The following is a 23,805-nucleotide window of genomic DNA, read 5'->3' as shown; positions in this document are numbered from 1 at the left end:
TCGAAGTTTGCCTATGTATCACAGTGATGTCAAGGGCTTCACGACCGGAGAATCCAGAAAAGTCAGATTGGCGGCATAGATGGCGACTCGGGGTATTGATCCGACTGCAAAGAGTGATCAATTGCCCTAAAAGGAACAAATCTGGTCCGATGTGGATATAGTCCGGCGATTCAGGGCAAGCGAAAAGCCGGTCCGTTCGCGCGTCCCCCTCCGGCCCGAAGGCCGCGGTGCGCTGCGCTGGACCGGCTTGTGCCAGGCAGATGTGCTGATTGGCGGCCGCTCTCGGCGGCCCGGCGGCGTGCTGCCGCGCTACGACTGGGCGTTCCCCGATTCGAACGTGGCCTGTGCTCCGGCGTCCCCTTCGAGCAGGGCCCGGACCTCTGACTCGCGGAACCGACGGTGGCCGCCCGGCGTGCGAATGCTCCCGATCCTGCCCGCCGCGGCCCATCGCGTGACCGTCTTCGGATCCACGCGGAACAGCGAGGCGACTTCGCCGGGTGTCAGTAGGCGGTCCTCGGTCTCCATGATTTCTTCCTCCCCGTGATGAAGACTCACTTCGTGCGTTAAACCCATTACACCACTATTCAGTCAAACCTGCCATGAGTTCTTGGACATACTTTCGGTCGGTAGGTATTGCCTGAAAGTACCACGCGTATGTCAACGGCGCTCTGAGCTGATTCCTTCGCTCTAGGAGTTCCCGGGTATGAGGTAGGCACAGGACCCAAGATGCAACTCCCGTTATCCTCATGGAGTGGACGAGATCGACCGGACCATCGTGAACCTGCTGCGCACCGACGGGCGGACCTCTTACGCCGAACTGGCGCGCAGGGTCGGTCTCACCGCGCCCTCGGTGCAGGACCGCGTGGTGAAACTGGAGCGCAACGGCGTCATCGCAGGCTACAAGGCCGTGATCGACTCCGAGGCGATCGGACTCGGGATCACCGCCCTCATAGGCATCATTCCCGACAATTCGGCGGACCACCTCGACATCTGCGAACGCCTCCGCGCCATTCCGCAGATCGAGTCGTGCTATTTCCTCGCCGGGGTCGAGTGCTACCAGCTGAAGGTGCGCGTGCCGAAGATGGCGGACCTCGAACAGCTGATCCATCGGGTCGGCGCGATTCCCGGTGTGGCGCAGACGCGCACGACGATCACGCTCTCCACGAAATGGGAGGACCGGCCCCAGCCGATCCCCGAGGACGGCGGCCTCGATGGAGTCGGTTGACCGCACCCGCGATCGCCTCTGGACGAACTGGGCCATCACCGCCGTCGAGGCCGACGCGAACCGCTCCGCCGACACGCACCTCCTCCCGTTCCCGCTGCCGCCCGAGTGGGGCGTGGACCTGTACCTCAAGGACGAGTCGGCCCACCCGACGGGATCGCTCAAGCACCGCCTCGCGCGGTCGCTGTTCCTGTACGCGATCTGCAACGGCTGGATCGATGAGGGCACGCCCGTCATCGAGGCGTCGAGCGGCTCGACGGCCGTGAGCGAGGCGTACTTCGCGCGGATGCTCGGCCTGCCGTTCACCGCGGTCATGCCCGAGTCCACCAGCCGCGCCAAGATCGCCCAGATCGAGTTCTACGGCGGCAAGGCGCACCTCGTGCGCGAGGCGTCGGAGGTCTGCGCCGAGGCCGAGCGGCTCGCGGCCGAGACCGGCGGGCACTTCATGGACCAGTTCACCTACGCCGAGCGGGCCACCGACTGGCGCGGGAACAACAACATCGCCGAGTCGGTCTTCGAGCAGATGCGCCTGGAGCGCCACCCGGTCCCGGCCTGGGTCGTGGTCGGCGCGGGCACCGGCGGGACCTCGGCCACCATCGGCCGGTACGTGCGCTACCGGCGCCACGCCACGAACCTGTGCGTCGTCGACCCCGAGCACTCGGCGTTCTTCTCCGGCTGGCGCGACCGCGACCCGGAGGCGTCCGCCGCCCGCGGCTCGCGCATCGAGGGCATCGGGCGCCCGCGCGTGGAGCCCTCGTTCATCCCCTCCCTCGTCGACCGCATGGTCAAAGTGGACGACGCCGAGTCGATCGCGTGCCTCCGCTGGGCCTCGAAGCGCCTCGGCCGCCCCCTCGGCGGCTCCACGGGCACCAACCTCGTCGCGGCGCTCTCGCTCATCGCCGAGATGCGCGAGGCCGGGCGCGGCGGCAGCGTCGTCACGCTCCTGTGCGACTCCGGGCAGCGCTACGCCACCAGCTACTTCAGCGACGAGTGGGTCGCCGAGCAGGGCATCGACCTCGACGCGGCGGCCGAGCGGCTTGCCCCGATCCTGCCCTGACACTTGTGTTAGCGCTTTCCGCGCGTTACGATACCCCGCAAAACAAATCGAAAAGCATCATTACATCGATGTTTTAATGAATCGTTTCACGCCCGCTGCGCGGTTCCCGACGCGCCGCCGCGGCGGCATCCTCCTCCGTCCCCTCCACCGGCCGATCCCCGCCTCTCACAGGGGCCGCGGCGCCGCCGCGGCGCCGCGGCCCTCGACTTCGACGCACTGGAGCGCACATGTCCGACTTCCCGAATCCGCTCGGCGCCAAGCTGAGCCGCCGCTCGCTCGGCCTCCTCGCGGGCCTCGGCGCCGGCGCGGCCGCCGGAGGACTCCTCGGCGCGGGCGCCGCGAGCGCGGCGTTCACCCCCGGCACCTGGTACCACCTCCAGTCCCGCTACTCCGGGCTCGTCCTGGAGATCGCCGGGGCCTCGACCGCAGGCGGCGCCAAGCTCGTCCAGGGCAACCGCACCTACGCGGCGAACCAGCAGTTCCGCTTCGTCGACGCCGGCGGCGGCTACTTCCGGATCGAGGTCCGCCACTCCGGGCAGGTCCTCGACGTCTACGGCAAGTCCACCGCCAACGGCGCCGACGTCATCCAGTACCCGGGCAACGGGCAGGCGAACCAGCAGTGGCAGGTCCTCGACGACGGCACCTGGCTGCGGTTCGTGAACCGCAATTCGGGCAAGGCCCTCGACGTGTGGGAGTGGAGCATCGCGCTGGGCTCGCGGCTGTCGCAGTACGACTCGGTCGCCGGGCTCAACCAGCAGTGGAAGCCCGTCCCCGCCGACGCCGCGCCCGCCTCCGGCACGCCGACGATCTACATCGCCTCGGACTCCACCGCGCAGACCTACAACTCCTCGGTCTACCCGATGACCGGCTGGGGCCAGAAGCTCGGCGGCTGGATGGACGCGAACACGCGGATCGCCAACCACGCCATCGGCGGCCGCTCCTCGCGATCGTTCATCGAGCAGGGGCGCCTGACGACGATCCTCGACGCGATCCAGCCGGGGGACTACCTGTTCGTCCAGTTCGGGCACAACGACGCCGACTCGTCGAAGCCCGAGCGGTACACCTCGCCCGCGGACTACAAGATGTACCTCCGCGACCACTACATGGCCGGGGCGACCGCCAAGGGCGCCATCCCGGTCCTGCTCACGCCCGTGAACCGGCTCGACTACAACTCCTCGGGCCAGTTCAACGAGTCGTTCGCGACGTACGCGGCGAAGGTCCGCGAGCTCGTGAGCGAGACCGGGGTGTCCTTCATCGACCTCGGCGCCCGCTCGCGCGCCTACCTCAACGCGATCACCCCCGACCGGGCCCGGACCCAGGTGTTCATGCACCTCGCCGCCGGCGCCTACCCGGCCTACCCCGACGGCCTCGCCGACTCGACGCACTTCCAGGAGTACGGCGCGAACCAGATGGCGCGCCTGGTGTCCGAGGGCGCGAAGGCCCTGAGCCGCCCGATCGCCGCGCACGTCCGCTAGCCCGGGATCGTGCATCCTATTTCCTATAGGATGCACGATCCGGCGGCCCCGCAAACCGCCGCGAATCCGACACCGTTTCCAACATGTATCGACATGTATTGACTTTCGAGGCTCCACTCGGTACCGTCCCGAAGGTAGCAACCGCTTGCCCCGTACTCTCCGACACGATTGAATCGTTTCACTCGTGTGTGCGCGGCAGGCACCCTCCTCTCACCACGGAAGTGACCATGAGGTCCATGACTCCTCGACCCCCTCGGCGCCGCTTCATCGCGGCCGCCTTGGCCGGGGCGACCGCCCTCGCGGGCGTCCTCTCCGCGGGCGCACCCGCCCAGGCCCAGGACGACGGCATCACCGTCTACCTCGCCTCCGACTCCACCGTCCAGACCTACGACCCCTACTACGAGCCCCAGGCCGGATGGGGCCAGGTGATCGACCGGTACTTCGACGAGAACGTGACCATCGCGAACCACGCGATCGGCGGCCGCTCCTCGCGGTCCTTCGTCGAGCAGGGCCGCCTCGACGCGATCCTGAACGAGATCCAGCCGGGCGACTACCTGTTCGTCCAGTTCGGCCACAACGACGCCACCGTCTCCGTCCCCGAGCGGTACACCTCGCCCGACGACTACAAGACCTACCTCCGCGACTACTACATCGCGGGCGCGGTCGAGAAGGGCGCCATCCCGGTCCTCGTGACACCGGTGTCCCGCCGCAGCTTCAACGCCGACACCGGCGAGTTCAACACCTCCTTCCCCGAGTACGTGGAGAAGGTCTACGAGCTCCACGAGGAGACCGGCGTCGCGATGGTCGACCTCTCGGCCTCCTCCCGCGCCTACCTCAACGAGATCGGGCCCGAGGAGTCCAAGTCGGTGTTCCTGCACGTCCCGGCCGGGGTCTACCCGAACCGGCCGAACGGCACCGCCGACGACACCCACTTCCAGGAGTACGGCGCCATCCAGATGGCCCGCCTGGTCGCCGAGGAGACCGCCACGCTCGGACTCCCCTTGAGCGACCACGTGGTGGACGTCGCGCCGCCGGACGCCGTCCCCGCGGCCCCCACGGGAGTCGTGGCGGCGACCGTGGCGAACGCCAGCGTCACCCTCAACTGGGCCGACCAGGACGACGCCGACATCTACCGCGTCTACGTGCGCGAACCCGGCGGTGAATGGCGCCTCGGCACCACGGCCACCGTCGGGGTCGGGCGCGTCTCGGGCCTGGCGGAGGAGACCGCGTACGAGTTCGCGGTGGCCGCCGTCAACGGCAAGGGCGAGTCGTCCTATTCGGACACGCTCACCGTGACGACCGCGACCGCCGGGTTCAAGTACGACTTCGGGCCCGCGAGCCAGACCGTGGCCCCCGGCTACACCGAGGTCAACCGCGGCACCGTGTACGACGCCGCCAAGGGCTACGGCTTCACCACCGACATGACCAGTGCGATCGACCGCGACCGCGGTGTCACCGCCGACCCGCTCGGCTCCGACTTCGTGGCCTGGTTCGGCGGCTCGTACGACTTCGCCGTGGACGTCGCCGACGGCCTGTACAGCGCGCGCGTCATCGTCGGCGACTACGTCGGCTCGGCCCGCACGAACCTGAAGTTCGAGGGCGTCGACTACGGCGCGGCGAACGCCGGGTCGAAGTCGATCCTCACCAAGGACTTCGAGGGCATCGTCGTGGAGGACGGCCAGCTCAACGTCAACGTCACCGGCCAGACCGGGCACCTGAACGGCCTGGAGCTCACCAGGATCGGCGACGTGCCCGGCTCCGGCAACGAGGGTCCCGACGAGCCGTGCGCCGACTGCGCCGAGCAGATCGAGAGCCTCGGCCGCGCGCCGGTCGCCGTGGCCGTGGAGGACGGGAACTACCTGTCCTGGCGCAGCCTCGCCAACGACCCCGAGGGCACGGCGTTCAACGTCTACCGCGACGGCCGCCTGCTCACGCCGGAGCCGACGGCGCTGACGAACCTCACCGACGCGGGCGGCACCGCGAACTCGACCTACTGGGTCGCGACGGTGAACGAGGGCGTCGAGACCGGCTACACCGCGGCCTTCCAGGTCTGGGGCGACCAGTACGTCGACGTCGACATGCAGCGCCCCGAGGGCGGCACGACTCCCGACGGGGTCGCGTACACGTACGCGCCGACCGACGCCACGGTGGCCGACCTCGACGGGGACGGGACGCACGAGATCGTCCAGAAGTGGGACCCGTCGAACGCGAAGGACAACTCGCACAACGGCTACACCGGGAACGTGTACGTCGACGCGTACACGCTCCAGGGCGAGCTGCTGTGGCGCATCGACCTGGGCCGCAACATCCGCGCCGGGGCGCACTACACGCAGCTGGTGGCGTACGACCTCGACTCTGACGGCCGCGCCGAAGTGGCGCTGAAGACCGCCGACGGCACCGTCGACGGGACGGGCGCCGTCATCGGCGACGGCGACGCGGACTACCGCAACAGCACCGGCCGCATCCTGGAGGGCCCGGAGTTCCTGACGGTCTTCAACGGACAGACCGGCGCCGCGATGGAGACCGTCGACTTCTCTCCTGAGCGCGGCGACATCTGCCAGTGGGGCGACTGCTACGGCAACCGCGGCGACCGGCTCATGGCCGCCGTGGCCTATCTCGACGGCGTGCACCCCTCGCTCGTCACCAACCGCGGCATCTACGCGAAGACCGAGATCACCGCATGGGACTGGGACGGCGACAACCTGCCCAAGCGCTGGAGCTTCAGCTCCGACCGCTGGGGCGGCGCGTACGCGGGCCAGGGCAACCACAACCTGTCGATCGCCGACGTGGACGGCGACGGGCGCGACGAGATCGTGTTCGGCGCCATGACGATCAACGACGACGGCACGCCGCTGTACTCGACGGGCCTGGGGCACGGCGACGCGCTCCACGTCTCCGACTTCGACCCGTCGAATGAGGGCCTGGAGGTCTTCAGCCCCTTCGAGTGCATGAGCTGCTCGGGGAACCGGGCCGCGGCCTTCCGCGACGCCGACACCGCCGAGGTGCTCTGGTCGATCCCGGGCACCCGCGACACCGGCCGCGGCGCGTGCGGCGACATCGACCCGGCCTACCCGGGCGCGGAATGCTGGGCCGTGTCGGCCACCGGCGCGTGGAACGCCCGCGAAGGCGAGCTGCGCGCGGCCGACGGCACGCTCATCGGGACCTCGATCCCCTCGGCGAACTTCATGGTCTGGTGGGACGGCGACCTCGGCCGCGAGATCCTCGACCACGTCTTCGACGAGCCGAACTACACGCCGGTCTACCCGTTCATCGCCGAGTGGGATCCCGAGACGGGCGCCCAGGAGGAGATCTTCACGCCCGAAGGGGTCGACACCAACAACGGCACCAAGGGCAACCCGGTCCTCAGCGCCGACCTGCTCGGCGACTGGCGCGAGGAGGTGGTGCTGCGCAAGGAGTCGAACGACGGCGTGCGGATCTTCACCACGACCATCCCGACCGAGTACACGCTGCCGACGCTCATGAACGACCCGCAGTACCGCCTCGCGGTGTCGTGGCAGAACGTCTCCTACAACCAGCCGCCGTGGCCGAGCTACTTCATCGGCTACGGCATGGAGGAGCCGGTGTACGAGACCGTCCAGTACGGTCCGTCCCGCGACGCGGCCGCCGCGCCGTACGCGGCCGGCTCGTGCGAGGTCGACTACCGGGTCGCGGCCGACTGGGGCTCCGGATTCGTGGTCCAGATCAAGGTCACCAACACCGGCGACACGGCGATCGACGAATGGGACCTGCAATGGCGGTCCGGCGGTGTCGCCACGGTCGAGTACGACTGGGGCGGCGAGATCGCGATCGACGGGGACGCCATGGCGGCCGACCCGGCGTTCTGGAACTTCCCGCTGAAGCCGGGCCAGACGAAGCAGATCGGCTTCCAGGGCACCGGCGACCCGGACGACCCGGGGATGTTCCTCATGAACGGCCAGGTCTGCGCCACAGCGTAAGATCCGATATCCTATAGGATATATCCTATAGGGATCGACGGCCCGGGCGTCCGCGTCCGGGCCGTCAGAACGCCCCCGGCGGCTTGTACAGGCGGCCGTGCCCGCTCGGGATGGACTCCCGGTCGTACAGGTCGATCGCCTTGCCGCGCAGCGAGGTCGCCGTCCACGACGCCGCGGCCAGGAGCATCACGTTGAACAGGTACAGGAACACCAGGAGGCCGACCGCGGTCGTCACGGCCTGGTAGGCCGGGCGGTCGGAGACGTGCAGCACGTAGACGCGCCCGGCGGTCTTGAGCAGCTCCATGCCGATCGACACCGCGAGCGAGGCCCACACGACCCGCCGCGGGAGCATGACGACGCGGGGGAGCGCCTGGAGCAGCACCGCCGCCAGCAGCGCGTTCGCGATGAGGCCCACCAGGACCGAGACCGCGCGGACCAGCAGCGCGAGGTTCCCGGTGACCTGGTCCCAGTCGAGCCACCCGATGACGAACTCCGCGCCCGCGGTCGCGCCGATCGTGATGAGCAGCAGCACCGCGATCCCCAGCAGGATCCCCAGGTCGATCGCCCAGCGCAGGAACGGGTTCCCCGGCTGCGCGTCGAGGCCCCACACGATCCGGATCGCCGCCCGCACCGACTGCACCCACGCCACCCCGGCCACGACCAGCGCCACCGCGGCGAAGATCGTCACCGACTTGCGCGAGGACTCCAGCACCCCGATGTCGATCACAGGGAGGTTCGTCGACAGCCACTGCTCCACCGAGTCGTAGATGTCGGGGAAGTTCAGCAGGTACCCGAAGATCGCGAGCGCCAGCAGCGACATCGAGAACGCCGCGAAGAACGCGTAGTACGAGATCGCGGCCGCGAGCTGGCCGCAGTGGACCTCGCCGTAGCGCTCGCCCGCGCGCCAGGCGTGGTCCACCAGGTTGGACCGCCTGCGCGAGGAGTCGACCACCCGGTCCCACCAGGCGCCCAGGTCAGGGAACTTCACGTGCCGATTCTGGCAGAGCCCGGCCGTCGGCGCGGCGCTTGGTCAGTCGCGGATGACCCAGGCGTCGGGGTCTTCGAGGAGTTTGGTGACCGAAGTGGGCAGGTCGTCGGCGGCGACGGAGGCGAGGGACACCGATTCGAGGATGTTCCGCTCGGAGACGCGCAGGGCGATCCACACGTTGGTGAGGGCCGCGGCGGTCCCGGCGTAGGGGACCTGCTCGGGGCGCTCGCCGCGGACGCCCACGAGGGGGCCGTCGACGGCGCGGATGACGTCGGCGAGGCTGATCTGGTCGCCGGGCCGGGCGAGCTGGTGGCCGCCCTCGGAGCCGCGCTTGGAGGTGGCGATGCCGCCGCGGCGCAGCTGGAGCAGGATCGACTCCAGGAACTTGCGGGGGATGGCCTGGTCCTCGGCGATCTGCTCGGCCGACACCCAGCGGTCCCCGTACCCGGCCAGGGCCACGGCGGCGCGCAGGGCGTAGTCGACGCGGGCTGACAGACGCATGAGGACTCCTCTCGGGTGCCGCTCGGGCGAGCGGTGCTTCCGACTCTATCTCTAGGGGCGCCGCGCTCCCGAGGATCGCGGCATCGCTTGTGAGACGGGCCGGGCTAGTCGTCGACGAGCAGGCGCAGGTACGCGGCGGTCTCGGCGGCGGCCAGGTCCGCGTCCCCGGCGATGATCGCCTCGATCGCCACGGAGTGGTCGATGTGGGGCTCCTCGGCGAGGACCGGGCCGAGCCCGGCGCGCACGGTGTCGCGGAGCGACTCGGCGAGCTCCGAGTACAGCTCGGCGAGGAGCTTGTTGTGGCTGGCCTCGGCGACGGCCTGGTGGAGGGCGATGTCGGCCGCTACGAACGCCTCGGTGTCGCCGACCTCGTGGGTGGCCTCGCGCTCGGCGAGGAGGATCCGCAGGCGGGTGATGTCGGCTTCGTCGCGGCGGTGGGCGGCGAGGCGGGCGGCCTCGACTTCGAGGCCGCGGCGGACCTCCATGGCGTCCGAGGCGGGGCTGGCGGCGATGCGGCGGCGCACGGCCGCGGTGACCTCGCTGCGGCCGACGACGAACGTCCCGGCGCCCTGCCGGATCTCCAGGAGCCCGGCGTGGGCGAGCGCGCGCACGCCCTCGCGGATGGTGTTGCGGCCGACGCCGAGGAGCTCGGCCAGCTCGCTCTCGGTGGGGATGCGCGATCCGAGGCCCCACTCGCCGTCGCTGATCTGCTGCCGCAGCTGCTCGATCACCTGATCGACGAGGGCGGACTTGCGCGTCGACTGCAATGCCACTGGCGGACCTGACCTTCCCGGATCGCGGCCATGGCTTGCGGGGGGCCCGCCATGGGGGGTGTGCGTGTTTCCTGACACTAGAAGGATTAAAGCAGACAGCCGTCGCGATACCGTTGACAGGCCGTCAATTCATCCTATGAATTGACTCGATTCTATCCCGGCTGCTGACGCCCCAGCCCCGCCGCCGCGAATCGAGTCGAAACCGTGTTCCGGCACTCCTCCCGGGACGATGGACAGCGATTGCCGACGCCCTGCCTACCTACCGCGATCACCCCGGCCTCGGAAGGAGACGTCCTCGTGACGACCGATGCCACTGCCAGCGCGCCCGCAGACGCGCCCGACAGCGACACCGCCCCGGACAGCGCCCTCGACAGCACCCTCGAACACCCCGTCCCGCCCCCGGCCGCCGAGATCACCACGCCGCCCGCGCGCCGGGCCGCAGCGGCGGGCTGGATGCTCGTCGCCGGGGTCGTCCTCGCCGCCTTCAACTTCCGCACCGCCGTCACCAGCGTCGGCGCGATCCTCGCGGAGCTGCGCACCGGCCTCGGCATGTCCGAGACCGTCGCCGGGCTGCTCACCACGCTCCCCGTGCTCGCGTTCGCCGGGCTCGGCGCGTTCGCGCCCCGCCTGGCCCGCCGCTTCGGCCCCCGGCTGCTGCTCACCGGCGCGCTCGTGGCGATGAGCGCCGGGCTCGTCGCCCGCGCCTACGCGCCCAACACGGCCCTGTTCCTCCTGTTCAGCCTGTTCGCGCTCGCGGCGGGCGCGATCGGGAACGTCGCCGTCCCGGTGATCGTCAAGCGGTACTTCCCCGCTTCGATCGGGGTCATGACCACGCTGTACTCGACGACCCTCGCGGTCGGCACCGCCGTCGCGGCCGCCGCGACCGCGCCGCTTGAGCACCTGTCGGGGGACTGGCGCTTCGCGCTGGCGGCGTGGGCGCTCCCGGCGGCGATCGCGATCGTCCCGTGGCTGCTGTGGCGTCCGGTCCCGGCCGCGCCGGGCGCGACCGCGGCGCGGCACCTGCACGGGGCGCACCGCTCGCGCCTGGCGTGGATGATGCTGCTGCTGTTCGGCGCGCAGTCGGCGATCGCGTACATCCTCATGGGCTGGACGACGACGATCCTCGCCGCGGACGGGATGTCGGCGGCCGCGGCCGGGTCGATGCTCGGCGTGCTCACGATGGTGCAGATCCCCGTCTCGGTGGTCGTCCCGATCCTCACCGTCCGGTGGGGTCCGCGCCCGACGTTCCTGGCGCTCTCGGCCTGCTACCCGCCCGCCATCGCGGGGCTGTGGCTCGCGGGCGGCGGGGCGCTCACGTGGCTGTGGATGGCGCTGTTCGGGATCGCGACCTCGGTGTTCCCGCTGATCCTGACCCTGTTCGGGCTGCGGGCGCGCACGCCCGCGGGCACGAGCGCGCTGTCCTCGTTCGCGCAGTCCGGCGGGTACCTGCTCGCCGGGTCCGGGCCGCTCGCGGTCGGCTGGGTCTACGGGCTCACCGCCTCGTGGACGGTGCCGTTCACGCTCCTGTCGGTCCTGGCCGTGCTCCTGTTCTTCACGGGCCTGTACGTGACGCGCGAACGGTACGTCGAGGACGAACTGGCCCAGGCGAAACCGGGCCAATAGGCGAAATCGTGCAAACGATCCCCCGCAGGCGGCGCCGAACCTGAGCCGTGCCACGATAGTGCTGTGGACCACAGTGCTGTGGAGACCGGGAGGCGATCGTGACCAGCGAGGTCTTGTGGCTGCCGCGCCCTGACGCGGTGGAGACGACGAACATCGGCCGCTTCGGCCAGTGGCTGTCGCGGCGGGAGGAGCGCGACCTCACCTCGTATCCGGCGCTGTGGCAGTACTCGGTCGAGCGGCTGCGCCCGTTCTGGGGCGCGGTCTGGGAGTACTTCGGCCTCGGCTCCACGGTCCCCGAGCACCGGGTCCTCGCCGACGAGACCATGCCCGACACGGTGTGGTTCCCCGACGAGACGTTCAACTACGCGCGCGCCGTGCTCACCGCGCCCGGCGTCGCCGAGGACGACGTGCTCGTGCGCGCCTACTCCGACACGCGCGACCCCGTCGAGTGGACCCTCGCGGACCTGCGCGAGGCCGTCGCCCGCGCCCGCGCGGGGCTCGTGGCCCACGGGGTGCGCCGCGGCGACCGCGTCGCCGCGTGGATGCCGAACATCCCCGAGACGTTCGCGCTCATGCTCGCCTCCGCGAGCCTCGGCGCCGTGTTCTCCAGCTGCGCCCCCGAGTTCGGCGCGAAGGCGGTGCTCGACCGGTTCGCGCAGATCGAGCCGAAGGTCCTCGTTGCCGTCGACGGCTACCGGTACGGGCCGAAGTCCATCGATCGCACCGAGGACGTCAAGCGCGTCGTGCGCGGCCTCGAAGGGCTCGGCTCGGTCGTCATGCTCCCGTACCTCGACCCCGATGCGACGTTCGAGGGCGAGACCTGGGACCGGTTCTGCGCCTACGACGAGGGCGTCGCGTTCGAGCCGCTCACGTTCGACCACCCGCTCTACATCCTCTACTCCTCGGGGACCACGGGCCTGCCGAAGGCGATCGTCCACTCCCACGGCGGCATGGCGATCGAGCACGCCAAGATGCACTCGCTCCACCACGACCTCGGCCCCGGCGACCGGTTCTTCTGGTACTCCACCACCGGGTGGATGATGTGGAACTACCTCGTGTCGGCGCCGATCGTCGGCGCCGGCGTCGTCCTCTTCGACGGGATGCCCGACCCGGCCGGGATGTGGCGCCTCGCCGAGGAGTCCGGCACGACGTTCTTCGGCACCTCCGCGCCGTTCCTCATGGCCTGCCGCTCCCGCGGCATCAAACCGTCCGAGGAGGCCGACCTCTCGCGCCTCAAGGGCATCGGCTCCACCGGCGCCCCGCTCCCGGCGGTCGGCTTCGACTACGTGTACGAGCAGATCAGCGCCACCGCGCAGCTCCAGTCCCTCTCGGGCGGCACAGACCTGTGCACCGGGTTCATCGGCGGCGCCCCCACGGTGCCCGTGTGGCGCGGCGAGCTGTCGTGCCGGTGCCTCGGCGCGAACGTGCAGTCCTTCGACCCCGAGGGGCGCCCCGGGATCGGACGCGAAGGGGAGCTCGTCATCGCCTCCCCGATGCCGTCGATGCCCGTGGGCCTGTGGGGCGACCCGCTCAAGCACCGCTACCGGGACACCTATCTCACCGACTTCCCCGGGATCTGGCGCCACGGCGACTGGATCACCATCACCGACCGCGGCTCGGCCGTCATCTCCGGGCGCTCCGACGCGACGCTGAACCGCGGCGGGGTCCGCATGGGCACCGCCGAGTTCTACGCGGTCGTGGAGGCCGTCGACGGCGTCGCCGACTCGCTCGTGGTCCACCTCGACGACCCGGGGCACGACCGGCTCCTCCTCTACGTGGCGTTGAAGGAAGGCGTCGAACTCGACGACGACCTGCGCCGCCGGATCACCGGGGCGCTGCGCGAGCAGCTGTCGCCGCGGCATGTGCCCGACGAGGTCCGCCAGGTCCCCGAGGTCCCGCGGACCCTCAGCGGGAAGAAGGTGGAGGTCCCGGTGAAGAAGATCCTCAAGGGCGCCAAGCCCGAGGAGGCCATCGCCCGCGACGCGCTCGCCAACCCCGGCGCGCTCCGCTGGTTCCTGCCCGGCTGAGGGCCCGTCCCGGCCGGTGCGGCCGGGCACGGCTGAGGCGAGTGGAACTGGGAGTGACGTGGGGCCACTGGTAACCCGATTTCCTTCTGCGGCAAGGGAATTCAATTGGGTGTGTGCCCAGTCGCAGACGTGCGGTCGTTAGTATGTTTCGTGTCGCCCCGGTCGGTTTCCCCCGTAGCCGCCGGGGCGGCGCCATGCCCTCCTCGCCCCGGCCCCTGCTGTGCTCCAATGGTCCGCGTGACTGACGAGGACGCGATGGAGGTCGGGGTCGGGCCCTGGGAGGGGCCGCTCCCCGAAGGCGACCGGTACGACCCGGACCTGCTGCGCGGCGGCGACCGCCGCAACGTGGTCGACGCCTACCGGTACTGGACCCGCGAGGCGATCGTCGCCGACCTCGACGCGCGCCGCCACGACTTCCACGTGGCGATCGAGAACTGGCAGCACGACTTCAACATCGGCACCGTCGTGCGCAACGCGAACGCGTTCCTCGCGAAGACCGTCCACATCGTCGGCAAGCGCCGCTGGAACCGGCGCGGCGCGATGGTCACCGACCGGTACCAGCACGTCGAGCACCACGCCACCGTCGAGGAGTTCACGGCCTGGGCCGCCGCCGAGGGACTCGCCGTCGTCGGGATCGACAACCTCCCCGGCTCCGTCCCCATCGAGACGGCCTCCTTGCCGCGCAACGCGGTCCTCGTGTTCGGCCAGGAGGGCCCCGGACTGTCCGAACCGGTCCGCGAGGCCTGCGCGATGGTCTGCTCGATCACCCAGTTCGGATCGACGCGCTCGATCAACGCGGGCGTCGCGAGCGGGATCGCCATGCACGCGTGGGTGAGGGAACACGTGTTCGACCAGCGGCCCTGAACGCGCCGCGGCAGGTGCACCTGCAAGGCGCAGTGTCGGATACCTGACGCTTCCCTGGGGTTCGCGGGGGCGATGCGCCTACATTGAGCCAATGGAACGTGACTTGGGGTAAGCTCGCCCGTGGCACAACCGAATAGGTTATTCCGCTGGTAGATAGGCGGAGTCGGGCAAAAGTGGAACGATGTTGTTACGCTGTAGCCCGTCGATCGGCCCCTCGGCTCACACCGTCCGGGCCCATCAGAAAACTGAAAGCCGAGTCATGCTCGTACGGTAGACTCGTGCCAGCCTGCGCCAGACGAACGATCGGCCAGGACCCTTTGACGGGAGGGGTGAGGATGTTGAAGAAGATTCTGACCTGGGGCGGACTTGCGTTCCTGGTGTTCTTTGTAGCCTTCAGGCCGGACGAAGCCAGCGGTGTCGTCGGATCACTCGCCGGGGGCATCCTCGATGCCGCCAACGGCTTCGCAGCGTTCTTCACGAACCTCGTGACCTGATCACGGCGACGCCATGACCGATTCCGGTGCAGGCGGCTCGGGGGACAAGAAGGACACCGAGCCGCTGGAACCCCCAAGCCCGCGCGCCCCCTCCGACGGCCCTGCCCCGGGCGCGGAGTCTCCCACGCGCGAATTCACCTTCCCTCCGGGCACCGCCGCCCCGGGAGCCCCAGCAGCAGCCGCCTCCGACATCGACGGCGTGCGCTTCGACGACAGCCCCGCCGGGGGCCTGCTCTCCGGCGTGCGCGCCCCCGCCGTCCCCGACGTCCCGTCGCCGATCTCGGCGCGCTACCTGTTCCCCACCGAGAAGTACCGCGGCGAGTGGCGCCGCCACTGGGTCCACCTCATGCCCTGGTACATCATCGGCACCCTCTCCACCTTCATCATGGGCCTCGCCTCCGGCATGCTCACGAAGTGGGACAACGCGAACCGCGACACCGCCCTGTCCGTCACCGTCATCGTGTGGCTGCTGATCCTCGGCTTCGTCGGCTGGAAGATCCTCGACTGGTACATGGACCGGTTCATCCTCACCAACAAGCGGATCATGCTCATCCAGGGGGTCATCACCCGCTCGGTCGCCATGATGCCGCTCGGCCGCGTCACCGACATGAAGTACTCGCAGACCCCGATGGGCCGCATGCTCAACTACGGCGAGTTCATCATCGAGTCCGCGGGCCAGGACCAGGCGCTGCGGAACGTCCCGCACCTGCCGAACCCCAACGAGCTCTACCTCCAGATGTGCGAGGAGATGTACGAGCCCGAAGCGGTCGACGAGCGCATGGCCGAACCCGAGGAGGACCTCATCCCCGACGAGGAGCCCGCCGTCCCCGGCAAGGCCGACGGCACCTGACCGCTCCCCGCCCCGTTGACGAGCACGCCCGCCGGCACCCGCCGGCGGGCGTTCCGCATCCCGGGGCCGCGCCGGGCGAGACGGGCGACTCGTGGCATGAATCCGGGAGACGGCCCTTGGCACCTACTTCGTATACTCGCTTTCGTACCAACCCTCGGTTGCCGATGACACCCATCTTTTGGCAGAATTCCGCCCTGCGGGGCAACTTTCCACCGGGGGTACGTCGTCTGTTGTTCGACCCCCCCAGGGAGACGCGTGAGCGAGGTCAAATCGTCTCAGGACGAGGAGTTCCGCGAGTACGTGGCGGCGCGCTCGGCCGCGCTGCACCGTGCGGCGTATCTCCTCACGGGGAACTGGGCGACAGCGGAGGACCTGGTGCAGACGACGTTGACGAAGACCTACCTGGCGTGGAGCCGGATCAGGACGACCGACTCGGTCGACGCCTACGCCCGCCGCATCCTCTACAACACCAACGCCTCCTGGTGGCGCAAGCGCTCCAACCGCGAGAAGCCCACCGAGGTGTTCGAGGACCGGGCCGACCTCTCCCGCGACTTCACCGAGCACGGCGCCGTCCGCGACGCCATGTGGCGCCACATCGCCGCCCTCCCCAAGCGCCAGCGCGCGGTCCTCGTCCTCCGCTACTACGAGAACCGCTCCGACGCCCAGATCGCCGAGATCCTCGGCATCTCGATCGGCACCGTCAAGAGCCAGGCCTCCCGGGCCCTCGCCGGCATGCGCAAGCGCCTCGGCACGCCCGCCGCCGCGCTCGGCGTCGCCATGGAACCGAGGGAGGCGGCGTGAACGGGGACATCGAGGCCCTCCTGCGCAGCGGGTTGGCCGAGCAGGCCGAGCGCGCGCCCGAAACGGCCGACGACGCAGGGCTCGCCGACCTCGCCATCGCCGGGGCCCACCGCATCCGGCGGCGCCGCCGCATCGGCGCGGCCGCGGGCGGCGCGGGCCTCCTCGTCATCGGCGCCGGCGTGTTCGCGCTCCAGCCGCTCCTCGACATGGAGGACCAGGGCACCATCGCCGCCGACTCCACCAGCACCGCCGAGGCCCGCGGCGAGTTCGACATGGAGTTCGTCATCGACACCGGCGGCGAGTACGCGATCCTCAACCAGGACGGCGACACCGTCCCGATCGGCGACACCGAACCCGACAGCGTCTACCGGCTCCAGGACGGGTACGTGCTGACGTCCTCCTCGCAGCAGACCACGGGGGTCGTCAGCCTCGACGGCTCGATGAGCTCGTCCGCCGACTGGCCCTCGCCGGACACGTACACCACCGTCAACGTGGACGCCACCGGATACGCGATGGTCACCCCCGACGCCGACCTGACCTTCGAGCTGTACACGCTCAACGACGTCGCCGCCGACGCGGTCGCCGAGCCGACCTCGTTCTCGGTCAGCTACGACCTCACCCTCGCGAACTGGAACACGAGCACGGCGGTCTTCACCGCCGACCTGTGGTCCACGACCGGCGGCGGCGAGAGCACCTACTACTTCAACAGCGAGTACGACTGGAACCTCGCGGCGCTCGCCGACGCCGGGTTCGAGTCGGTCGCCGTCGTCGACGCGACGAACACCGACTACGTGTGCGTCGCCGACCTCGACGCGAACGGCGGCGTCGCCCGCGAAGGCGAGGAGTGCGGCCAGGTCGGTACCGAGCGGATCAAGGCCGACATCGAGGCCACGTCCCAGGACGACAGCGCGGTCGCGCTTGTCGACGACACCGTCGACCACTTCCAGAACACCGTGTACTACCCGATGTCGGAACTCGACCTGGGCGACTACGAGGACGAGTACTTCAACGCCGGCATAATGTTCGTCGACCCGTTCAACCGCTGGGAGATGTCCTACAACCGGGGCGACACGACCTGGCTGATGATCGACTACTCCGAGGATCCCGCGTACATGACGATCCTCAGCCCGCCGTCGGGCGCGGTCATGCCGGTCATGGACTACATCCCGCCGGAGTGACCCGGCGCTGAGCCCCACGTAACACAAGGGTCCGAATCCGCGGCTGTGACCCGGCGGACTTGCCATACTCGCTGCGTGGGTGGACTCGAATACTTGCTGACCGTCATGGTGACCCTCTTCGTCATCATGGACCCGCCCGGGATCGTGCCGATCTACCTGGCCCTCACCGGGACCATGGACAAGCGGCAGCGCAACCGGGCGGCGCTCCAGGCGACCCTGCTGTCGCTCGGGGTGATCTCGCTGTTCGCGCTGCTCGGGCAGCAGATCATCAGCTACCTCCACATCGACCTCGCCGCCCTCCAGGGCGCGGGCGGGCTCCTGCTCCTCCTCGTCGCCCTCCAGCTCCTCACCGGCAAGGCCGACGACCCGAACGAGGCCGCCACCTCCAACATCGCCCTCGTCCCCCTCGGCACGCCCCTCCTCGCGGGCCCCGGCGCGATCGTCGCGGTGATCCTCTTCGTGCAGCAGGCGCCCTCGCACGCCGACTACCTGTGGATCGCCCTCGCCATCATCGTGATCCACTTCCTGATCTACCTGGTGATGCGCTTCTCCGGCGTCCTGGTGAAGATCCTGCGCCGCGGCGGCATCGAGGTCCTCACCCGCATCGCGGGCGTCCTCCTCGCGGCCATCGCCGTCCAGCTCATCGCCGACGCCGTCATGAGCTACGCCGCCCACTTCGAAAGTTCTGCCGGCGCTACCGGTTGGTAGTGGCGGTCGCCGGACTCGGATCGGGGAACCCGTAACCGAATCCTCTGATCGTCGTTAGTCCTGGCGTCTGATTATCGATCGATTGTCGTGGAGTGGGTTCGGATCGTGCTGCTCCGGTACACCTATCGGGTCTACCCGACTGCGCCGCAGCGCTCTGCGCTGGCGCGTGTGTTCGGATGCGTCCGGACGGTGTACAACGACGCGGTCGCCGCACGGCGGGCTGCGCATGCTGCGGGATTGCCGTTCCCTTCAACCGCTGCGCTCGACAAGCAGCTGATCACGGCGGCGAAACGGACTCCGGAACGGGCTTGGCTCGCCGAGGTGTCGACGGTGCCGCTTCAGCAGGCGCTGCGGGACTGCCATGCGGCCTACCGGAACTTCTTCGACTCGATGAAGAGCGGACGAGCCGGCGCCCGAATCGGCCCGCCGAGGTTCAGACGTCGCACGAACCGGCAGACGGCCCGGTACACGCGGAACGGATTCCGCCTCAGGGCCGACGGGCGCTTGTACATCGCGAAGGTCGGCGATCTCAAGATCGCCTGGTCTCGTGAGCTTGCTTCTGAACCCAGTTCAGTGACGATCGTGAAGACGCCGGCAGGGAGGTACTTCGCATCGTTCGTGGTCGCCGTCGGTGATGATCTTGAGCGGCTTGAACCGATAACGGACCCTGATGCCGAGACCGGAGTCGACCTGGGGTTGAAGTCGTTCGCTGTGTTGCGCGGGGGCAAGACCATCGACAATCCGCGGTTCTTCAAGCGGATGGAGCGCAGGTTGAAGAAGGCGCAGCGCGCGCTGGCGCGGAAACAGCCCGGGTCGAGCAGCAGGGCACAAGCCCGTATCCGGCTTGCGCGAGTTCATGAGCAGATCAAGAACCGCAGGGACGACTGGCTGCACAAGCAGGTCAAGGATCTGGTGAGCGAGAACCAAGCTCTCTATGTCGAAGACCTGTGCATCGAGGGCCTGTCCCGAGGCAGGGGCGCGAAATCGGTGCGGGACGCCGCGCTCGGCAAATTCCTATTGCTTCTGGAATCGAAGGCGGCCCGAACGCATCGCGTATTTGTCAAGGTGGATCGGTTCTTCCCCTCGACCCGGCTGTGCTCGGCATGCGGGATCTTGTCGGGGCCCAGGGGCTTGGAGGGCCTGGCGGTCCGCGAATGGGCGTGCCCTTGCGGGGCACGACATGACCGAGATGCCAACGCCGAAACCAATATCAGACGCGAGGGCAAGCGTCTCTTGGCCGCCGGGCTGGCGGACAAGTAAAACGCCTGCGGAGGGCTGGTAAGACCGGGGAGCCCCGGCGCGGCTCGATGAAACAGGAACCCGTCCGTGAGCGGAACGCTGCCGCGAACCGCGAGCCGGAGAATTCCCTCCCCTTGGGGAAGGAAGGAAGTCAATTTAGGGTTCAATTACCTTATGACGACGATTCTCGACCTGCCCCTGCACCCGCTGGCGGTGCACGCGCCGATCATCCTCGTGGCGCTGCTCGTGCTCCTCGGCGCCGCGTACGTGCTCATTCCGCCGCTGCGCCAGCGCGTCGGATGGGCGGCGGCGATCCTCGTGCTCGTGTCTCCCGCGAGCGTGTACGGGTCGATCCTCTCCGGACAGCAGTTCGCCGACTACACCTACCCCGACGGCTGGCCCGAGGCCGTCCAGCAGCACCATGACAACGCCTACTGGCTCCTGTGGACGCTCGTCGCGCTCATCCCCGTGTGGTTCCTGTTCGCGGGCCTCGACCGCGGCCGCCGCGCTGCCCTGCTGCGGAATGGCGACGCCCCGAAGCCCGCGGTGTCGGAGGACGGCGAGACCGCCTCGACCGGCTCCGACGACCCGGCCGCGGGCGGCCGCAAGGTCATCATGTTCGTCTTCGGCCTGATCGCGCTGGCGCTTCTGGGGCTCGCGGCCTGGTGGCTGTTCCAGACCGGGCACACCGGTGCCGACATGGTGTGGGGCGGCGTCGTCCAGAACTGACGCCCGTACGAGGAAGCCCCCGTCCCGGCCCGGGGACGGGGGCTTCGCCGTCGGCTCAGAACTCGACGAGCCCGATGATGAGGACGGTGAACATGAGCGCCACCGAGACGAGCGTCAGCCACTGGGTGACGAGCCGCGCCCGCTGCTCGGCTGCGTCGATCGCCGCATGGTCCTGCTCCGGCAGCCGCCGCGGCTCCCCGGGCAGCGCCACCGACTCGACGCGCCACCCGGGAGGCGGCGGCACGTTCACCGGCGGTCCTTCGTAAGCGGGGCTCTCATCGCTCATGGGGAAAGCCTATCGCCGGGCAGCGCGGAGCGCTGCGGGCGGCGCTGCGCTGGGCCCCCGATCGCAAGGGTGCCCGGCGGGTACGACGAAACGCGGGCAGCGTGGAGCGTCGCGAGGAGCGGTTCTGAGGCGCCCCCGAATCAACGGTGCCCGGCGGGTATGACGAAACGCCGCGGGCGGTGTCCCCTAATGAGGGACACCGCCCGCGGCGTTCGCTGTCGGCGAATGTTCGCCTGTGCGTCAGTCCTGGCTCGGGGCCTGGCGGTCGTTGCCTCCGGTGGGGCGGCGGCGACGGCGCCTGCGACGGGCCGGGGCGTCGCCTTCGGTGTCCGAGGCGGCGGCGGGCGCGGCGTCCGCCTGCGGCTTGGACTCGCGCGGGGCGGCGTCCTCGTCGGTGCGGATGCGGCGGCGCTGGCGGCTGCGCGGGGCGTCGCCTTCGGCGTCGGAGCGGCGCTCGGGGCGCTCGCCGCCGTCGCGGGCGCCGCTGCGGGAGCCGCCGTCACGCGAACCGCCGTCACGCGAGCCGCCGCGGCGGTCGCTCTGGCCCCGGCCGCCTTCACCGCGGCCCCGTCCGCGCGGGCCGCGGCCGCGGCCCTTCTTGCGGGGCTCGCCCTCGACGTTCTCCTCGCGCTCGGCGGAGAGGCCGTCGCGCTTGCGGAGCTCGCTCGGGAGCGCCGGCGGGGCGCCCTCGGGGATGTCGAGGTCGGTGTACAGGTGGTCGGAGGTGTGGTAGGTCTCCAGGGGCTCGCCGAGGTCGAGGCCGTTGGCCTTGACGATGATCTTCCAGCGGGGGAGGTCCTCCCACGTCAGGAACGTGACGGCGATGCCCGTCGCGCCCGCGCGGCCGGTGCGGCCGATGCGGTGCACGTAGGTCTCGGCCTCCTCGGGCGCGTCGAAGTTGATGACGTGCGTGATGTCGGGGACGTCGATGCCGCGGGCGGCCACGTCGGTCGCCACGAGCACGTCGATCTTCCCCGAGCGGAAGGCCCGCAGGGCCCGCTCGCGCGCGTTCTGGCCGAGGTCGCCGTGGACCGAGCCGACCGCGAAGCCGCGGAAGTCCAGCTCGTCGGCGACCTTCTGCGCGGCGCGCTTGGTGCGGCAGAACATGATCGTCAGGCCGCGGCCGTTCGCCTGGAGGATCCGGGCGGCGACCTCGATCTTGTTCATCGCGTGGGTCATGTAGACCAGCTGCCGGGTGTTGTTGGCGGCCTCCAGGTCGGGGGCGCTCACGTCGGCGGCGACGGTGATGGGCCGGTTCATGTGGCGGCGCGACAGCGACATGATCGTGTCGGGCATCGTCGCCGAGAACAGCATGGTCTGGCGCTGCTCCGGCAGGAGCTTGAGGATCTTCTCGACGTCCTCGGAGAACCCGAGGTCGAGCATCCGGTCGGCCTCGTCGAGGACGCAGTGCGCGATCTTGTTGAGCTTGATGTGCTTCGACTTGTAGAGGTCGAGCAGGCGGCCCGGGGTGCCGACGATGATGTCGACGCCCGCCTTCAGGGCCTCGACCTGCGGCTCGTAGGCGCGGCCGCCGTAGATCGGCAGGACCCGGATGTTGCGGGTCTTGCCCGCGTCCTCCAGGTCGCGGGCCACCTGGAGGCCCAGCTCGCGCGTGGGGACCAGGATCAGCGCCTGGGGGAGCCCGTCGGACCCCTCCTCGGCGGAGGTGATCCGGTCGATGATCGGGAGGCCGAACCCGAAGGTCTTGCCGGTGCCCGTGGGGGCGCGCCCGATGATGTCGGAGCCCCGCAGGGCGATCGGGATCGCGTACTCCTGGATCGCGAAGGCCCGTTCGATGCCAAGCGCCGCAAGCGCTTCGACGGTCTCTTCCCGAACGCCCAGGGCTGCGAAAGTCGGCCCGTCGTTCTGGGGCCGGTCGGTGTTCAATTCGTTCACTCTGTTCACCTCGTGGCGGAGGACGTCACCAGATCCGGGGAACTCGGCGCCACATATAGTCTCGTTACACAGCGGCGACGACCGCCGGATTCGGTGAGTCGCCGCTTCGCAGGAGCGGCCCGGTGAAGAAACCGGTACCGCTTCAGGACCGCCTGGTACAGGGATGCCCCGTCGGGGCCGCGGTCCCTTCCGTCCATCCTACGCTCTCCCGGCACCATCGTCTCGGTGCGCCGTTCCCGGGCGGGGCGCGCGTCTCCTCCCGAACCCCCGATCCGGCCCTTCTGGCCTGCGAAGACGCACGTGAAGGTCCGATCGGCGACACCTACGTGAAGGCGAGGGCCGCATCCGCCCAGTGGTAACCTGCCCCGGTGTCCGAGACTTCTGATCCCGCCCCGGCCGCGGCCCCGGCGACCGCGCCCCCCGGCCGCGAGGCCGTCGTCGAACTCCTTGGGCTGCTTGCCCTCGGCGAGCTGCTCGCGTTCGAGCGCATGGTCTTCGACGCCCGCCTCGCCCCCGACCTCGGCCGGCGCGCCGCCCTCTCGGAGGCGGCCGTCGGTGAGATTCGCAACTACCGGCTGATCGCCGACCGCCTGCACGCCCTCGGGGCCGACCCCGCCGAGGCCATGGCCCCGTTCCGCGAGGCGTTCCGCTCCTTCGACGCCTCCACCTCGCCGCGCGACTGGCTCGAAGCGCTCGTGAAGGTCTACCTCGGCGACGCCGTCGCCGACGACTTCTTCCGCGCCGTCTCCTCAAGCCTGGAGGACGCCGACCGCCAGGTGATCGAGACCGTGCTCGCCGAGTCCGGCGCGGCCGACCTCGCCGCCGCCGAGATCCGCGCCGCCGTCGAGGCCGACGAGTCCGTCACCGGCCGCCTGTCCCTGTGGGCCCGCCGCCTCGTCGGCGAGGGCATCAACCGCGCCCAGGGCGTGGCCGCGGCCAACGAGCGCCTCACCGCGATCATCGTCGGCGACGGCGGCACCCTCGACGCGCTCCTGCGCCGCCTCACCCGCGCCCACCAGGACCGCATGAAGTCCGTGGGCCTCAACAACTAGGGCCCTTCCCCGCGCCGCACACGTTCGGGCACGTCACCGCCAGTGCCGTTACCGAATCGAGACGAAACGGCCGCAACCGGCGCCTT

General features: G+C 69.9%; 21 protein-coding genes. 15 read left to right on the top strand and 6 right to left on the bottom strand.

Annotated features, from left to right (window positions below):
* Positions 1–309: 309 nt before the first annotated feature.
* A complete protein-coding gene (locus B0I28_RS11615; protein ID WP_091048212.1) occupies positions 310–525 on the bottom strand; it encodes a BldC family transcriptional regulator in 216 nt (71 codons plus the stop codon).
* A 226-nt stretch (positions 526–751) separates the two neighbouring features.
* On the opposite strand from B0I28_RS11615, the gene B0I28_RS11610 reads away from it, so the two are divergent.
* The 4 genes from B0I28_RS11610 to B0I28_RS11595 all read left to right on the top strand — a co-directional run bounded on the left by B0I28_RS11610 (position 752) and on the right by B0I28_RS11595 (position 7,710).
* The gene (locus B0I28_RS11610; RefSeq protein ID WP_106364008.1) at positions 752–1,225 is read left to right on the top strand and encodes an Lrp/AsnC family transcriptional regulator; all 474 of its coding nucleotides are present in this window, start codon (positions 752–754) and stop codon (positions 1,223–1,225) included.
* Complete coding sequence (gene cds1 / locus B0I28_RS11605) at positions 1,212–2,279, top strand: L-cysteine desulfhydrase Cds1 (protein WP_106364007.1); 1,068 nt, start codon at positions 1,212–1,214, stop codon at positions 2,277–2,279. The genes B0I28_RS11610 and cds1 overlap by 14 nt, the downstream gene beginning before the upstream one ends.
* A 227-nt stretch (positions 2,280–2,506) precedes the next feature.
* A complete protein-coding gene (locus B0I28_RS11600; protein WP_106364006.1) occupies positions 2,507–3,754 on the top strand; it encodes an RICIN domain-containing protein in 1,248 nt (415 codons plus the stop codon).
* Positions 3,755–3,990: 236 nt separating this feature from the next.
* Complete coding sequence (locus B0I28_RS11595; RefSeq protein WP_146148055.1) at positions 3,991–7,710, top strand: rhamnogalacturonan lyase family protein; 3,720 nt, start codon at positions 3,991–3,993, stop codon at positions 7,708–7,710.
* A 64-nt stretch (positions 7,711–7,774) separates the two neighbouring features.
* Here B0I28_RS11595 and B0I28_RS11590 read toward each other — a convergent pair whose 3' ends face one another.
* The 3 genes from B0I28_RS11590 to B0I28_RS11580 all read right to left on the bottom strand — a co-directional run bounded on the left by B0I28_RS11590 (position 7,775) and on the right by B0I28_RS11580 (position 9,972).
* A complete protein-coding gene (locus tag B0I28_RS11590) occupies positions 7,775–8,698 on the bottom strand; it encodes a YihY/virulence factor BrkB family protein (protein WP_106364004.1) in 924 nt (307 codons plus the stop codon).
* Between the two features lie 42 nt (positions 8,699–8,740).
* Complete coding sequence (locus B0I28_RS11585) at positions 8,741–9,199, bottom strand: RrF2 family transcriptional regulator (protein ID WP_106364003.1); 459 nt, start codon at positions 9,197–9,199, stop codon at positions 8,741–8,743.
* A gap of 104 nt (positions 9,200–9,303) precedes the next feature.
* A complete protein-coding gene (locus B0I28_RS11580) occupies positions 9,304–9,972 on the bottom strand; it encodes a FadR/GntR family transcriptional regulator (RefSeq protein ID WP_106364002.1) in 669 nt (222 codons plus the stop codon).
* Between the two features lie 297 nt (positions 9,973–10,269).
* On the opposite strand from B0I28_RS11580, the gene B0I28_RS11575 reads away from it, so the two are divergent.
* The 10 genes from B0I28_RS11575 (at position 10,270) to B0I28_RS11535 (ending at position 20,485) form a co-directional block, all read left to right on the top strand.
* Positions 10,270–11,595, top strand: a complete 1,326-nt coding sequence (locus tag B0I28_RS11575) for an MFS transporter (RefSeq protein ID WP_245888950.1) — start codon at positions 10,270–10,272, stop codon at positions 11,593–11,595.
* Positions 11,596–11,693: 98 nt separating this feature from the next.
* The gene (locus tag B0I28_RS11570; protein ID WP_245888949.1) at positions 11,694–13,622 is read left to right on the top strand and encodes an acetoacetate--CoA ligase; all 1,929 of its coding nucleotides are present in this window, start codon (positions 11,694–11,696) and stop codon (positions 13,620–13,622) included.
* A 228-nt stretch (positions 13,623–13,850) separates the two neighbouring features.
* On the top strand, positions 13,851–14,486 hold the full coding sequence (locus B0I28_RS11565) for a TrmH family RNA methyltransferase (protein ID WP_106364000.1): 636 nt from the start codon (positions 13,851–13,853) through the stop codon (positions 14,484–14,486).
* 335 nt (positions 14,487–14,821) lie between these two features.
* Positions 14,822–14,980, top strand: a complete 159-nt coding sequence (locus B0I28_RS27230; protein ID WP_176953298.1) for a hypothetical protein — start codon at positions 14,822–14,824, stop codon at positions 14,978–14,980.
* Between the two features lie 13 nt (positions 14,981–14,993).
* Complete coding sequence (locus tag B0I28_RS11560; protein WP_106363999.1) at positions 14,994–15,830, top strand: PH domain-containing protein; 837 nt, start codon at positions 14,994–14,996, stop codon at positions 15,828–15,830.
* A 255-nt stretch (positions 15,831–16,085) separates the two neighbouring features.
* Entirely contained in the window at positions 16,086–16,631 is a 546-nt protein-coding gene (locus B0I28_RS11555; RefSeq protein WP_106363998.1) for a SigE family RNA polymerase sigma factor, read from the top strand.
* Positions 16,628–17,809, top strand: a complete 1,182-nt coding sequence (locus B0I28_RS11550) for a hypothetical protein (RefSeq protein ID WP_106363997.1) — start codon at positions 16,628–16,630, stop codon at positions 17,807–17,809. The genes B0I28_RS11555 and B0I28_RS11550 overlap by 4 nt, the downstream gene beginning before the upstream one ends.
* A 75-nt stretch (positions 17,810–17,884) precedes the next feature.
* Positions 17,885–18,517, top strand: a complete 633-nt coding sequence (locus B0I28_RS11545; RefSeq protein ID WP_245888947.1) for a MarC family protein — start codon at positions 17,885–17,887, stop codon at positions 18,515–18,517.
* A gap of 105 nt (positions 18,518–18,622) precedes the next feature.
* Positions 18,623–19,777 carry an RNA-guided endonuclease InsQ/TnpB family protein gene (locus B0I28_RS11540; protein WP_106364351.1) on the top strand — a complete coding sequence of 385 codons (1,155 nt, stop codon included), beginning with the start codon at positions 18,623–18,625 and terminating at the stop codon, positions 19,775–19,777.
* Positions 19,778–19,930: 153 nt separating this feature from the next.
* Entirely contained in the window at positions 19,931–20,485 is a 555-nt protein-coding gene (locus tag B0I28_RS11535; protein ID WP_106363996.1) for a hypothetical protein, read from the top strand.
* Between the two features lie 55 nt (positions 20,486–20,540).
* Here the strand turns inward: B0I28_RS11535 and B0I28_RS11530 are convergent, their stop codons facing one another.
* Together B0I28_RS11530 and B0I28_RS11525 are read right to left on the bottom strand one after the other, a co-directional pair.
* Positions 20,541–20,771, bottom strand: coding sequence for a hypothetical protein (locus B0I28_RS11530; RefSeq protein WP_146148054.1), 231 nt, complete (start codon positions 20,769–20,771; stop codon positions 20,541–20,543).
* A gap of 240 nt (positions 20,772–21,011) precedes the next feature.
* On the bottom strand, positions 21,012–22,667 hold the full coding sequence (locus B0I28_RS11525; protein WP_245888946.1) for a DEAD/DEAH box helicase: 1,656 nt from the start codon (positions 22,665–22,667) through the stop codon (positions 21,012–21,014).
* 368 nt (positions 22,668–23,035) lie between these two features.
* Between B0I28_RS11525 and B0I28_RS11520 the strand changes: the two genes are divergently transcribed.
* Complete coding sequence (locus B0I28_RS11520) at positions 23,036–23,719, top strand: ferritin-like fold-containing protein (protein ID WP_106363993.1); 684 nt, start codon at positions 23,036–23,038, stop codon at positions 23,717–23,719.
* Positions 23,720–23,805: the final 86 nt, after the last annotated feature.

Origin of the sequence: Glycomyces artemisiae (assembly GCF_003002955.1) — a bacterium.
Classification (GTDB): Bacteria; Actinomycetota; Actinomycetes; order Mycobacteriales; family Micromonosporaceae; genus Glycomyces; species Glycomyces artemisiae.
The sequence above is the reverse complement of the archived record's forward strand: the minus strand, read 5'-3'. Positions and strand labels throughout refer to the sequence as shown.